This is a genomic window from Nocardiopsis sp. iso_25 (genome assembly GCF_056173305.1).
On sequence record NZ_CM149667.1, the window covers coordinates 4860030 to 4874307 of the forward strand.

Consider the following 14278-nt stretch of genomic DNA (forward strand, 5'->3'; position numbering starts at 1 on the left):
CAACGCGAGAGGCGGGCCAGTGTTCCCTGGCCCGCCCTGTACAACGTCCGCGCGTGTGCCTACTCGGCGACGGCGGGAACGATGTTGACGGCCTTGCGGCCGCGGAAGCTGGCGAACTTGACCTCGCCGGCGACCAGCGCGAACAGCGTGTCGTCGCCACCGCGGCCGACGTTGGCGCCGGGGTGGAACTTGGTGCCGCGCTGACGGATCAGGATCTCACCAGCCGAGACGCTCTGGCCGCCGAAGCGCTTGACGCCGAGGCGCTTGGCGTTCGAGTCGCGACCGTTACGGCTGGACGAAGCGCCCTTCTTGTGTGCCATTTCTTCCAGGCCTCCTACTTCGCCGCGATGCCGGTGACGCGCACCTGGGTGTGCTTCTGGCGGTGACCCTGGCGCTTCTTGTAACCGGTCTTGTTCTTGTACTTCAGGATGTTGATCTTGGGGCCCTTGGTCTCACCGAGGACCTCGGCGCTGACCGTGTAGCCGCTCAGCTTGTCGACGTCGCTGATGACGTTGTCACCGTCGACGACGAGGATGGGCTGCCATGTGATGGTGGCGCCGGTCTCGTCGGAGACCTTGTCGATGTTCAGGACGTCATCGACAGACACCTTCTCCTGTCGGCCGCCCGCTCGCACGATCGCGTACACCGGGTAACTCTCTTCCTGCTCGCTCAACGAATAATGCTCGGGACCATCCCCGAGACATGAGCCCGGGGTCCGGGTCCGACCGCACCTGTGCCCAGATCGGCCGGGAGGCCCATCCCCGTGTGGGCGGGGAGGTGCCTCGTTCCACGATCCACTGATCGCCTGTAGCGGGGCGCGGGGATCCGAGGGAAACAAACCCTGCGTGGAGAGCACTTCGGTGTCGGGGCGCGCGATTGTGGTGGCATAGCGCGCCGACGCACCGTCCCTCAGATTACCATCGGCCCGCCACGGGCCTGTACACGTGCCGTGGTCCGGACCGGGCTGGCGCCGGTCCGGACCACGGCGGGGCTACCGCCCCTGAATCAGCCCGCGTCCACGGCGGTCGGCGGGGTGGCCGCCGCCCTGGTGCGCCGGGTCCGGCGACGCTTGGGCCGCTCGGCGGCCTCGTCGTCACCGGTCTCGGCGGGCGTCTCGGCGGCGGTCGCGTCCGCCTCGGCGGGGACGCTCTCACCGCCCGCGGCCTCGGCCTCACCGGTGTCGGCCGCCGCGCGGGCGGTACGACGGGTGGTGCGCCGGGCGCGGGTCTTCTTGGCCGGGGCCTCCTCGGGTGCCTCCGCGGCCTGCTCGGGCTCAGCGGCCTCAGGGGCCTCCTCCGTGGCGGTGATCTCCTCCTGCTCCTCCGCCGCGGCCTCGGCCTTGCGGGAGCGGGAGGCCCGCTTACGGGTCTTCTTGGCGGTCTCCGGGGCCGGGGCCCCGGTCGCCTGCGGAGCCTCGGGGGCCTCCTCGGTCCGCGCCGCGTCCGCCCCGGCGGACCCGTCGGCGTCACCGCCCGCCTTCTCGGGCTTGTCGGAGGACGGCTTCTCGGCCTTCTCAGCGGCCTGGTCCGGCTCGCCCTTGCCCTTCTTCTTCTTGCGGCCGTTGCCGTTGCCGCCGCCCTTGCCCTCGACCGGGTCGCCAGCGACCACCAGGCCGCGGCCGTTGCAGTGCTCGCAGCTGTGCGAGAAGGCCTCCAGCAGGCCCTGGCCGACCCGCTTACGGGTCATCTGGACCAGGCCCAGCGAGGTCACCTCGGCCACCTGGTGCTTGGTGCGGTCGCGCGAGAGGCACTCCAGCATGCGCCGCAGCACCAGGTCGCGGTTGGACTCCAGGACCATATCGATGAAGTCGATGACGATGATGCCGCCGATGTCGCGCAACCGGAGCTGGCGGACGATCTCCTCGGCCGCCTCAAGGTTGTTCTTGGTGACCGTCTCCTCCAGGTTGCCGCCCTGCCCGGTGAACTTGCCGGTGTTGACGTCGACCACGGTCATGGCCTCGGTGCGGTCGATGACCAGCGAGCCGCCGCTGGGCAGCCAGACCTTGCGCTCCAGGGCCTTGTTGATCTGCTCGTCGACGCGGTAGGCGGCGAAGACGTCGCGGTCCTCGTTCCAGTGCGAGAGGCGCTCGGAGAGGTTGGGGGCCACGTAGTCCACGTACTCGTGGACGGTGGTCCAGGCCTCATCACCGGACACGACGAGGCTGGAGAAGTCCTCGTTGAACACGTCGCGCACGACCCGCACCGTCAGGTCGGGCTCGCTGTTGAGCAGTGAGGGGGCGTTGGCCGACTTGGACTTGCGCTTGATGGAGTCCCACTGCTTGGCGAGACGGGTGATGTCGCGCTCCAGCTCCTCCTCGCTGGCGCCCTCGGCGGCCGTGCGCACGATGACGCCCGCGCCGGAGGGCATGACCTTCTTGAGGATCTGCTTGAGGCGCGCGCGCTCCTTGTCGGGGAGCTTGCGGCTGATGCCGGTCATCGAGCCGCCGGGCACGTACACGAGGTAGCGGCCGGGCAGGCTGATCTGGCTGGTCAGGCGGGCGCCCTTGTGGCCGACGGGGTCCTTGGTGACCTGCACCAGGACCGACTGGCCGGACTTGAGCACCGACTCGATGCGCTTGGGCTGGCCGTCCAGGCCGAAGGAGTCCCAGTTGACCTCGCCCGCGTACAGGACGGCGTTGCGGCCCTTGCCGATGTCGACGAACGCGGCCTCCATCGAGGGCAGCACGTTCTGCACCCGGCCCAGGTACACGTTGCCCACGTAGGAGCGGTGCGTGGCCCGGTCGACGTAGTGCTCGACGAGGATGTCGTCCTCGAGGACGGCGATCTGGGTGCGGTCCTCGACGCGGCGCACCACCAGGTCCCGCTTGACCGACTCGCGCCGGGCCAGGAACTCCGACTCGGTGACAATGGGCGCGCGGCGGCGGCCCTGCTCACGGCCCTCGCGGCGGCGCTGCTTCTTGGCCTCCAGCCGGGTGGAGCCGCGGACCGCCTGGACCTCGTCCTCGATCGGCTTCTCCTGGCGGGGCTCGCGCACCCGGACCACGGTGTTGGGCGGGTCGTCCGAGATGGCCTCGGGGCCGTCCCCCCCGCCGGAGCGGCGGCGACGGCGGCGCCGGCGACGGCTGCTGCGGTCGTCGGACTCGGCGGCCTCGTCGGCCGCGCCGTCGTCCTCGCCCCGGTCCTTGTCGCCGCGCTGCTCCGCCTTGTCCTCTGCGGGCTCGGGGGCCTCGGCGGCCTCGTCCTCGTCCGCGCGGGAGCGGCCGCGCCCCCGGCCTCCGCGACGGCGGCGACGGCGGCTGGGGCGGTCGTCGTCCCCGTCGCCGGTCTCCTCCGCACCGGTGGCCTGGGCGGTCTCCTCCTCGGGCTCCTCGCGCGCGTCCTCGTCGGCCTCCGCCGGGGCGGTGCCGCGGGCGGGCACGGGGGCGGCGCTGGCCACCGGGGGCTGGAAGAGCATGGAGGGGGCCTGGAAGACGTTGCCGCCGCCCGCCTCCACGGTCTCCTCGTCCTTGTCCTTGTCCTTGTCCTTGGCGGGCTCGTCGGCTGCCCCGGAGGGCGCGGTCCCGGCGGTCTCCGAGGCCGCGGCGGAGCGGGCGCGCGAACGGCCGCGGCTCCTGGCCGCGGAGGGGGCGGTGTCCTCCGAGGCGGGGGCGGAGGCGCGCGAACGGCGCGGAGCCGCGTCCTCGTCGGCGGAGGCGCGGGCCCTGCGCGGGGCGGCGTCCTCGTCGGGACGGCCCGCGGCGCGCACGGTGCGCCTGCGCGAGGTGGTGGTCACCGAGGTCTTGACCGTGCCCCCCTCACCGGAACCGGCGAGGGAGGTGACGGGCGCGGAGGGGGGAGTGAAGACGTCGTCGGGTTCGGGGGGTGGTCCGGCGGCGCGGCGGACGCCCTTGGCGGGCGCGGGCGTGGTCACGCGCACCTCGCCGCCCCCCGCGGGGGGCGCCGCCGCCGTGTTGTCGGTTGTTTCAGTTGTACCCGCGGTGCCGTCGGCACCGTTGTTGGGCTCGTTGTCGAGCATCCGGGCGGTCTCCCGTCAGAGTCCTCGGGCGCGCCGCGACCTCTCGGTCGGCGGCGCGGCTCACGAGAACTGTCGTCGCTGTGTCAGCGCCGACGGCGCCGGGGCGCCGTCGGGGCAAAGTCCTGTGGTGTCGCCCATGTTCCCCGCTTCGGGGCCGCTCATCCGCGCGGTCCCGCCATGGGCGTTGACGGCCGTGGTGCGTCTTCGCGCCGCTCGTCCGCGTTGTCGTCCGCGGGTCCGGAGCTCGTGTGGGCTTCGGGCCGGTCCTGGGAGAGCGGGTCCGCGATCGCACCTGTCGTCTCGTCCAGCGGCCCCTGCGCCAGCCGGGTCATCATCGGAGATGACGGCGGCGCGAGGTCGGCCACGTGGCGAAGGCCGGTCAGCACGTCGTCCGGTCGAACAGCAGGTGTCGTGTGCCGTACGACCATCCGAAGTATGGCATATGTCGTGTGATGTTCCTCTGGGGCGCGCCCGAGGGAGTCAGCGCACACGTCGATGCGGACCACCGCCGGCCGCGTGTCGAAGCGGCGACGGCCCTTCTTCGTCATCCGCTCCACCTCGACGCTGTCGGCGGCCAGATAGGCGGCCACCGCCCTGGCGGCGTCGTCGGGGTCGACGCCCGCCATCTCCACGCGCCATTCGGAGGCCTGGAGCCGGTCGGCCAGCCCGGGATGTCGGGCCTCGACGACCTCGACGACGTCGATGCCCTGGGGCATGGCCGCGTCGATGTCGGCTCGGACCCTCTCGGGCGGACGGTGCTCGGCCAGAGTGAGTTCAAGGTACTCCGCCTCGCTGGCGACCCCTGTGGGGGCCGCGCCGGTGTAGGAGACCTTGGGGTGAGGCGAGAAGCCAGCGGAGAAAGCCACGGGTACGGAGGCCCTGCGCAGGGCGCGCTCCAGAGCCCGGGCGATGTCGCGGTGGCTGGCGAACCTCATGCGTCCGCGCTTGGCGTAGTGGACGCGAAGCCGTTGTCCGGGTTTGGCGGTGGAGGGTGAGGTGGTGCCCTCGGATGCGGGGGGCAGCTCAACTCCTTTCCTCATGCCCCCTGGTGCGGTCGGCGGGGCGACCTGAAGGGGCTGTTCCTCGTCCTGTTCAGCGTACGGTGCGCCGTGGTGCACATGCGCCAGCAGGACTACGCATACCGGTATCTCCCCCACTGACCTGCGGTCGAAAAGTCCCCGAGCGGTCGGAGCGGACACCGGAGCCGTGTTCACCACCAGAACGCGGGGTTCACCGAAAAAAATCCGAAGAAAATCTGGATCCGATGGCAACCCCCCGCGCAGCCCGCGAGTCCTATTACACGTACGGCCCGGCGCGAGCGGGGCGCCGGGCCGTACACCTTCCTCCCCCGGGCCGCTCCCCCTCAAGGGTCGAGAGAGCGCCCGGAGCGCGAAATCCTACTTCACGCCCTCCCGGGGCACATGAGCCGACCCCCGCCCCGGCACGGACGCCAGAACCCCTGACCCCACCGACGACCGGTGGGACCAGGGGTTCCTCCGTGTCCGGCGCCGCCCGGAAACCTCCCGGGCCAGCGCGGCACGCCGCCGTGGCCGCAGCCCTACGGCCGCGGGGCGGGGTCCGCCCCGCGACCGGCGCCCGGTCGGCTAGACCACGTTGAGCGGCAGCAGCGGGCGGCCCTCCGCCGGGGCGTTGATCTGGATCTCGGTGCCCATGCTCGGGCAGACACCGCAGTCGTAGCAGGGGTTCCAGCGGCAGTCGTCCACCTCCAGCGACTCCTCGCCGTACAGCGAGTCCTGCCAGTCCTGCCACAGCCACGACCGGTCCAGGCCCGCGTCCAGGTGGTCCCAGGGCAGGACCTCGTCCTCGTCGCGCTCGCGGGTGGTGAACCAGTCCACGTCCACCGGGAGGTCGGCCAGGGCGGCCTCGGCGGCCCCGGACCACCGGTCGTAGGAGAAGTGCTCGCTCCAGCCGTCGAACCGGCCCCCGGAGCGCCACACCTCCTCGACCACCCGGCCGACCCTGCGGTCCCCCCGGGAGAGCAGGCCCTCGATGATGGAGGGGCGGCCCTCGTGGTAGCGCAGACCGATCGACTTGCCGTACTTGCGGTCGCCCCGCAGCCTGTCGCGCAGCTTGCGCAGCCGGGCGTCGACGGCCTCGTGCGAGGTCTGCGCCGCCCACTGGAACGGGGTCTGCGGCTTGGGCACGAACCCGCCGATGGACACCGTGCAGCGGATGTCCTTGCGTCCGGTCACCTCACGACCGGTCCGGATCACCTCGGTGGCCAGGTCGGCGATGGCCAGGACGTCCTCGTCCTCCTCGGTGGGCAGGCCGCACATGAAGTACAGCTTCACCTGCCGCCACCCGGCCGCGTACGCGGCGGTGACGGTGCGGATGAGGTCCTCCTCGGTGACCATCTTGTTGATCACCCGGCGCATCCGCTCGCTGCCGCCCTCCGGCGCGAACGTCAGGCCGGAACGGCGCCCGTTGCGGGTCAGCTCGTTGGCCAGGTCGATGTTGAACGCGTCCACGCGGGTGGAGGGCAGGGACAGGCCGGTGTTGGTGCCCTCGTAGCGGTCGGCGAGCCCCTTGGCGATCTGCCCGATCTCGCTGTGGTCGGCGCTGGACAGCGACAGCAGCCCCACCTCCTGGAAGCCGGAGGCCTCGACGCCGTCCTGGACCATCTTCGTGACGGTCTCCTTGTTGCGCTCGCGCACCGGCCGGGTGATCATCCCCGCCTGGCAGAACCGGCAGCCGCGCGTGCAGCCGCGGAAGATCTCCACGCTGTAGCGCTCGTGCACGGACTCGGCGGTCGGCACGATCGGCTTCTTGGGGTAGGGCCACTGGTCCAGGTCCATCACGGTGTGCTTCTGCACCGTGCCGGGCACCCCGGGCCGGTTGGGCGTGTAGGAGGCGATCCGCCCGTCCTCGTGGTAGGCCACGTCGAAGAAGCGGGGCACGTACACGCCGCCGGTCGCGGCCAGGCGCAGCAGCAGGCCGTCGCGCCCGCCGGGCTCGCCCTCCTCCTTGAACTCGCGGATGATCTCGGTGATGGCGAGGGTGATCTCCTCGCCGTCGCCCAGGACCACCGCGTCCAGGAAGTCGGCGATCGGCTCGGGGTTGAAGGCCGAGTGCCCGCCCGCCAGCACGACCGGGTGGTCGGCGGTGCGGTCGGCCGCGCGCAGCGGGATGCCCGCCAGGTCCAGCGCGGTGAGCATGTTGGTGTAGCCCATCTCGCTGGCGAAGCTCAGCCCGAGCACGTCGAAGGCGGCCAGCGGCCGGTGCGAGTCCACGGTGAAGTGCGGCACGCCGTGCTCGCGCATGAGCTTCTCCAGGTCCGGCCACACCGCGTAGGCGCGCTCGGCCAGCACGCCCTCGCGCTCGTTGAGGACCTCGTACAGGATCTGGACGCCCTGGTTGGGCACTCCCACCTCGTAGGCGTCCGGGTACATCAGCGCCCAGCGCACCCGGGTCTCGTCCCATTCCTTGACCACGGAGTTGAGCTCGCCACCGACGTACTGGATGGGCTTGGCCACCTGCGTCAGCAGGGGTTCCAGCCGCGGGAAGAGGCTTTCGACGGACATGGTGTGGGCCTTCGTTCGGCGGACATCGTGTCGGGTGTGCGTGGACCCCCGCCGTCGCGGGGGCCGGCGCGGTGACGCGTGGAGCGCGCCCGCGCGGATGTTCCCAGGCTACCGGCGCCACGGGCTCCGGGCCGCTCCGTCCACAGGCCCGGTCGGGACCCGCCCCGGGCCTGTCCCCCGGCGCCGCGCCGCTCCCCCGCCGGGATCGGCCCTCCGCACGGCGGCAGGGCGGGCACCGGCGCCTGCGCCGTGCCCGCCCCGCCGGTGTCGTGCTCCGTGTCCCTAGGCGAAACCCCGGTCCCGGGAGTCGACGCCCAGCACCAGCCCCAGGGCGACCATGTTGGCCACGATCGCGGTGCCGCCGTAGGACATGAACGGCAGCGGCAGACCCGTCACCGGTACGACCCCCAGCCCCATCCCGATGTTGATGAAGGCCTGGAACCCGAACCAGGCGACCACGCCCACGCACAGCAGGCGCGGGTAGGGCTGCTCGCACCCCTGGGCGATGCGCAGGATCCGCCACAGGATCAGCGCGAACAGGCCGATGACCACCACCGACCCCACGAACCCCAGTTCCTCGCCCGCCACCGTGAAGATGAAGTCGGTGTGCTGCTCGGGCACGAACTGCCCGTGCGTCTGCTCGCCCTGGAACAGCCCGGTGCCGTTGAACCCGCCCGACCCCACCGCGATCAGCGCCTGGTTGGAGTTGTACCCCGCGCCCTGCGGGTCGGCGGTCGGGTCCATCAGGGTGGCGATGCGGTCCAGCTGGTAGGGCTCCAGCAGGTCGAACCACCACACGCACAGCGCGCCGACCACCCCGCACGCCAGCATGCCCGCCACCCACACGATCGGGGCGCCCGACAGCGTGAGCATGCCCAGGAAGATCGTGACGAGCACCAGAGTGGTGCCCAGGTCCGGCTGCGACATCACCAGTGCCAGCGGCACCGCCAGGACCACCAGGCAGAACACCACGTCCCGCGTCATCGGCCGGGCCTCGCCGTCGCGGGGCTCCCCCAGCAGCGTGGCCAGGACCAGGACCAGACCGACCTTGGACAGCTCACTGGGCTGGAACTGGAAGCCGCCGACCACGATCCAGCCGCGCGACCCGTTGATCACCTCGCCGAGCGGGGTGAGCACCAGGACCAGCGCGACCACCGTGACCAGGTAGACGATCGGAGCGTACGCGCGGATCGTGCGGTGGTCCACCGCGGCGACCAGAAGGCACAGCGCCCACGCCACCAGGAGGTGGAGCAGGTGGCGGACCAGGTGTTCGGTGGACTCCAGCGGGTCGCTGCCGTCGCCCGGGATGGTCGCCGACCACACCAGCAGCGTACCGATGGCGCACAGGACCGCCACCGACACGACCAGCGTCCAGTCCAGTCGGCGCGCCAGGCCCGCCGCGCTGCGTCCGATCTCGGCGCTCCGCGACCCGGGCGCCCCCATGTAGGTGCTCATGGCTACCGATCCAGCAGGTCGATGGAACCGTCGGGACGGACGTCGGGCAGCTGCTCGGGCGGCGCGCCGCCCGGGATCAGCGGCTCCGCGCCGCCGGACGCGTCTGCCTCGGTCTCGGCCCCCTGTGCCGGGGAGTCGAACCCGTAGATGCCGTCGTAGATGGCCCGCGCGATGGGCGCCGCCGTCGTACCGCCGGTACCGCCCTGGGAGACCAGGACGACGATGGCGAACTGCGGGTCGTCGGCGGGCGCGTAGGAGGCGAACCAGGAGGAGACCTGGCGCCCCTCCACGTCGGCGCTGCCGGTCTTGCCCGCGACGGACACCTGGTCCTGCGGGAACCCGGCGAAGGCGCCGCGGGCGGTGCCCTCCTTGGGGACCGCGGTGAGCGCGGTCTGGAGGTACTCCAGCGTCTCGTCGCTGACCGGGAGCTCGCCGCGCACGACCGGTTCGATCTCGCGCACCTCCGTCCCGTCTGCGGAGACCAGCGCCCTGCCGATGCGCGGCTCGTAGAGCTTGCCGCCGTTGGCGATGGCCGCGTAGGCGCTGGCGAGCTGGAGCGGGGTGACGAGGACGTCGCCCTGGCCGATGGCGAAGTTGACGGCCTCGTTGGCCCGCCACTGGAAGCCCTCCACACACTGCTCGTAGGCCAGCAGTTTGAGGTAGGCGGCGCGCGACGGGTCGGTCTCGGCGACGTCGGGGTAGCCGTGCTCGCCCCGGTGGCAGTTGTTCTCGCGGGTCTCCTGCCAGAAGGTGCGCTTCCACTCGCGGTCGGGGATGCGCCCGGAGGTCTCGTAGGGCAGGTCGATCCCGGTCGGTGAGCCGAAGCCGAAGCCCTTGGCCATCTCGGCCATCGCCTCGTCGGCCTCGCCGTCGGGGTAGAGCCCGCCGTCGTCCTTCCACATCTGGTAGCCGAAGTTGTAGAAGACGGTGTTGCAGGAGACCACGATGGCCTCGTGGAGGCTGATCGGCCCCTGGCCCTGGCCCTCGTAGTTCTCGTAGTTCTGCCCGGCCAGGTTCACCGAGCCCGGGCAGGCGTAGGTGCTGCGCAGCGAGTAGCCGTTCTCCGCCGCCGCCGCGAGCGAGGAGACCTTGAACGTGGAGCCCGGCGGGTAGGTGCCCTGCACGGCGCGGGAGAGCAGCGGCTCGCCCGCCTCCTCGCTGAGCATCTCGTCGAAGGTCTCCTGGTCGATGCCGCCGCGCCAGATCGCGGGGTCGTAGGTGGGCAGGCTCGCCATGGCCACCACGCCGCCGGTGCGCACGTCCAGGACGATGGCGGCGCCGGAGTCGGCCTTGTAGCGGGGCCGGGCGTTCTCCATCCCCTCGGCCAGCGCCTCCTCGGCGATCTTCTGCACGCCGAGGTCGACATGGGTGACCAGGTGCGTCCCCGGTTCGGGCGGCGTCTCGGAGATGACCTCCATGACCTCGCCGTGGTTGTTCACGCCCAGGACGCGCTTGCCCGCGGTGCCGCGCAGCTGGGCGTCGTAGACCGCCTCCACGCCGTCGCGGCCCACCATGTCGATGCCGGTGAACTGGGTACGCAGGTCCTCGCGGGCCTCCAGCTCCTCCTGGGTCACCGGTTGCAGGTAGCCCAGCATCTGGGAGCCGTGCTCGCCCTGCGGGTACTCGCGCACGGCGTGGGCCTGGGCGCTGATCCCGGGGAAGCGGTCGGCGCTCTCCATGATCTGGAGGGCGACGGACGGCTCCACGTCGTCGGCCAGGGTGACGGGCTGGTAGGGCGAGCCGGGCCAGCACGGGCGGCTCACCTCGGGCCCGCACAGGCGCATGCGCTTCTGGAGCTCCTCCAGCGGGACGTCGAGCACCTCGGACAGGTCGGTCAGGACCTTCTCCCCGCCGTCGTCCATGCCCGTGATCTCGTGGTAGTCGGCGGAGACCACCAGCTCGGTGCTGTTGTTGACCAGCGGGCGGCCGGTGGCGTCCAGGATCTGCCCCCGCGTGGCGGGGACGAGGAGCTGCTGGTGGTGGTTGGCCACCGCGAGCTCCCGGTAGTGGTCCCACATCGGGATCTGGAGGTACCACAGCCGTACGGCCAGGGCCGCGAAGAGCACCAGGACCAGGATCTGGGCGAGCAGCAGTCCGGCCCGGCCGAGCTTGCGGCCGGGCAGTTCGACGTCGTCGACGGGCGACATGTGCACGTTCACCACCCCCCCGTGGACACCGGGCCCCGGACTCCGGCGAGCTCGCTGTCGGAGAACGCCCCCCGCGCCCACAGCAGCGGAAGCGTGACCAGCGGCGAGACCAGGGTGGTCAGGGCGGCGCCGACGAGGGTGTTGACGGCCACGGCGGCCAGCGACATCCGCGGGTCGCCCATGAGCACGCCGACCAGCGCGTAGCCCAGGCCCACTCCCACTGCGGTGACGGCGGTGGCGGCCATCAGGGCCCACACCGAGGGCCTGCCGCCCAGGGCCCCGGCGGAGCCGGTGTTCCTGTGCAGCAGGGCCAGCAGGTAGGCGGCCACGCACAGCACCAGGGCGTAGCGGCCCAGCGCGTGCTCGGCGGGCGGCAGGACGTCCATGGCCAGTCCGGCGGCGAAACCGCACGCCGCGGCGGCGGCGGGGCTGGTGGTCAGGGCGACCGCGACGATCGCCGCGGCCACGAGGTCGGGCCCGGCCCCCCACTCGAACGGGAGCCGGTTGACCACGGTGGCCTGGGCGAGGACGGCGACGGCCACCAGGACCAGGGTCGCTGCGTTCCTCATGAGCGTTCCCCCTTGTCGGGTCGGGGCGGGAGCACGGAGTCGCGCGGGTCCTCCTCGGGACCCCCGACCACGACGCCCACCACGTCCAGGGACGAGAAGTCCACGGCCGGGGCGATACGGGCGAGGCGGCTGAGCGCGCCGGGCGCCACCTGCACCTCCTCGACGGTGCCGATCGGCACGCCGGGCACGAAGGGCGCGCCCTCGTGCGAGCCGAGCGTGACCAGCCGGTCCCCGGCCTCGACCGGCGCCTGGAGGTCGAACAGCTCCAGGGTCAGTTCGGCGTCGGGGCCGCCGGGGACCGTGCCGCCCCGGACCACGCCGATCTTGCGCGTGGCCTCCAGGCGTGCGCCGACGGCGGAGTTGACGTCGGTGGCGAGCATGACGGTGGCGGTGCTCGGACCGGCCTCGATCACCTTGCCCACCAGGCCGGAGCCGTTGACCACGGTCATGTCCGGGCGCACACCGGAGTCGGTTCCGGTGTCGATGGTGACCGTGTCGGCGTAGCCGCGCGCGGTGACGTGGGTGACGGACTGGGCGGGGACGATCTCGTAGCCGCCCAGACCGGCCAGCCCCAGCATCGCGTCGAGCTGCTCGGCGCGTGCCTTGTCGATGCGGGCGGCCCGCAGGTCGTCCTCCAGCTCGGCGTTGGCCTGCTCCAGCTCGGCGACGCGCTCGGATTCGGGGCCGCTGACCAGGCCCTCGTAGAGACCGGTCACGGGCCCGGTCGCCCAGGTGACGCCCGCGGCGGCGGGCGCGAAGACGAGTTCGCCGCCCGTGCGGGCCACGGAGGTGACGGGGTTGGCGCCGGGACGGGCGTCCAGGACGAGCAGGGCCACCGCCACGGCCACGAGCACGGCGAGGAGTACGCGGGATCTGCGTGAGTCGCGGAACATGGGTCACCTCCGCCGTTCGGGGACGAGTACCTGGTGGAGCCGTTCGTAGTTCTCTACGCAGGTGCCAGAGCCGACAGCGACGGAGTCCAGCGCGTTGTCGGCGACGTGGATGGGCATCCCGGTCTCGTGCAGGAGCCTCTCGTCGATCCCGCGGAGCAGCGCTCCGCCGCCGGTGACGGCGATGCCGCGGTCCATGATGTCGCCCGACAGCTCCGGGGGGCACTTGTCCAGGCTGGTGCGGACCGCGTCGACGATGGCGGTGACCGGCTCCTCGATCGCCTGGCGGACGTCGCTCTCGGACAGGACGATGGTCTTGGGCAGCCCGCTGACGAGGTCGCGCCCGCGCACCTCGGCGCGGATCTCCTCCGAGCCGGTCGGGTAGGCGGAGCCGATGGCCATCTTCAGCTCCTCGGCCGTGCGCTCCCCGATCATCAGCGAGAACTCCTTCTTGACGAAGGTCGCGATGGCCTGGTCGAGTTCGTCGCCGCCCACGCGGATGGACTGCGAGGTGACGATGCCGCCCATCGAGATCACGGCGACCTCGGTGGTGCCGCCGCCGATGTCCACGACCATGTTCCCGGTGGGCTCGTGGACGGGGAGCCCGGCGCCGATGGCGGCGGCCATGGGCTCCTCGATGATGTAGACCCTGCGCGCGCCGGCCTGGTAGCCCGCCTCCTTGACCGCGCGGTGCTCGACCGAGGTGATGCCGCTGGGCACCGCCACGATCAGGCGCGGCTTGGCGAAGTGGCGCCGACGGTGGATCTTCTGGATGAAGTAGCGCAGCATGCGCTCGGTGATCTCGAAGTCGGCGATGACACCGTCCTTGAGGGGACGGATGGCCGTGATGTTGGTCGGCGTGCGGCCGATCATCTGCTTGGCCTCGATGCCGACAGCGACGATCCGGCCCGTTGAGGTGTTGAGCGCGACCACCGACGGCTCGTTCAGAACGATGCCGCGTCCTCGCACGTACACGAGCGTGTTGGCGGTACCCAGGTCGACGGCCATGTCCCGGCCGAGAAAAGCAAGGTTGTTCGGCATGTAACGTCCTCAGAGGCGCCGTGTCGGACGTGGTTGCCCGGGGCGACCATACGTAGTCGTTCCGGCACGATAGGTGTTGAGTCCCCCGTATCGTAACGGTCAGCACTTAGTCCGTTACGCAAACACACCGAATTGTTGCCCCGTCGGCGGACGAACCGACCGAAGTCGCCCGTGGCCGCGGGTCCCACATGCCGAGGGACCCGCGGCCGTGCCGTCTTCCCTACAGGCCGGGGAAGAAGAGCTTGATCTCGCGCTCGGCGGAGTAGGTGGAGTCCGAGCCGTGCACGATGTTCTGCTGCACCTCCAGCGCGAAGTCGCCGCGGATGGTGCCGGGGGTGGCGGTCACCGGGTCGGTGGCGCCGGCCAGGGCGCGGAACGCCTCCACCGCGCGCTCGCCCTCGACCACCATGGCCACGAGGGGGCCGCCGGTGATGAACTCGACGAGCGAGCCGAAGAACGGGCGCTCGGCGTGCTCCTCGTAGTGCGTCTTGGCGGTCTCGGCGTCGAGCGTGCGCAGCTCCATGGCGACCAGCTTCAGGCCCTTGCGCTCGATGCGCGAGATGACCTCGCCGACGATGTTGCGGCGGACGCCGTCCGGCTTGATGAGAACGAGAGTGCGCTCCACGTGCGTGTCAACTCCTCACTGGGGCTCCGCGTGG

The 14278-nt window shown here is 71.7% G+C and carries 11 protein-coding genes; all 11 read right to left on the reverse strand.

Annotated features, from left to right (window positions below):
* Positions 1–59: 59 nt before the first annotated feature.
* Positions 60–320 carry a 50S ribosomal protein L27 gene (gene rpmA, locus AC0VX6_RS20940; protein WP_274974290.1) on the reverse strand — a complete coding sequence of 87 codons (261 nt, stop codon included), beginning with the start codon at positions 318–320 and terminating at the stop codon, positions 60–62.
* A 14-nt stretch (positions 321–334) separates the two neighbouring features.
* Positions 335–646 carry a 50S ribosomal protein L21 gene (gene rplU / locus AC0VX6_RS20945; protein ID WP_019609597.1) on the reverse strand — a complete coding sequence of 104 codons (312 nt, stop codon included), beginning with the start codon at positions 644–646 and terminating at the stop codon, positions 335–337.
* 359 nt (positions 647–1005) lie between these two features.
* The gene (locus tag AC0VX6_RS20950; protein ID WP_475465708.1) at positions 1006–3975 is read right to left on the reverse strand and encodes an Rne/Rng family ribonuclease; all 2970 of its coding nucleotides are present in this window, start codon (positions 3973–3975) and stop codon (positions 1006–1008) included.
* Positions 3976–4133: 158 nt separating this feature from the next.
* A complete protein-coding gene (locus tag AC0VX6_RS20955) occupies positions 4134–4910 on the reverse strand; it encodes a TIGR03936 family radical SAM-associated protein (protein ID WP_274978207.1) in 777 nt (258 codons plus the stop codon).
* A 669-nt stretch (positions 4911–5579) separates the two neighbouring features.
* Positions 5580–7517 (reverse strand): TIGR03960 family B12-binding radical SAM protein, encoded by a 1938-nt coding sequence (locus AC0VX6_RS20960; protein ID WP_274974292.1) that lies wholly within the window; start codon positions 7515–7517, stop codon positions 5580–5582.
* 282 nt (positions 7518–7799) lie between these two features.
* The gene (gene rodA, locus AC0VX6_RS20965) at positions 7800–8972 is read right to left on the reverse strand and encodes a rod shape-determining protein RodA (protein WP_274974293.1); all 1173 of its coding nucleotides are present in this window, start codon (positions 8970–8972) and stop codon (positions 7800–7802) included.
* A gap of 2 nt (positions 8973–8974) precedes the next feature.
* Positions 8975–11119: a penicillin-binding protein 2 gene (gene mrdA / locus AC0VX6_RS20970; protein ID WP_274974294.1), complete on the reverse strand. Its 2145-nt coding sequence runs from the start codon at positions 11117–11119 to the stop codon at positions 8975–8977.
* Positions 11120–11127: 8 nt separating this feature from the next.
* On the reverse strand, positions 11128–11688 hold the full coding sequence (gene mreD / locus AC0VX6_RS20975) for a rod shape-determining protein MreD (protein ID WP_274974295.1): 561 nt from the start codon (positions 11686–11688) through the stop codon (positions 11128–11130).
* The gene (gene mreC, locus AC0VX6_RS20980) at positions 11685–12581 is read right to left on the reverse strand and encodes a rod shape-determining protein MreC (RefSeq protein ID WP_475465712.1); all 897 of its coding nucleotides are present in this window, start codon (positions 12579–12581) and stop codon (positions 11685–11687) included. Before mreC ends, mreD begins: the two co-directional genes overlap by 4 nt.
* Before the next feature lie 3 nt (positions 12582–12584).
* A complete protein-coding gene (locus AC0VX6_RS20985; protein WP_013154400.1) occupies positions 12585–13619 on the reverse strand; it encodes a rod shape-determining protein in 1035 nt (344 codons plus the stop codon).
* A gap of 220 nt (positions 13620–13839) precedes the next feature.
* Complete coding sequence (gene ndk / locus AC0VX6_RS20990; RefSeq protein ID WP_130394764.1) at positions 13840–14244, reverse strand: nucleoside-diphosphate kinase; 405 nt, start codon at positions 14242–14244, stop codon at positions 13840–13842.
* Positions 14245–14278 lie beyond the last annotated feature (34 nt).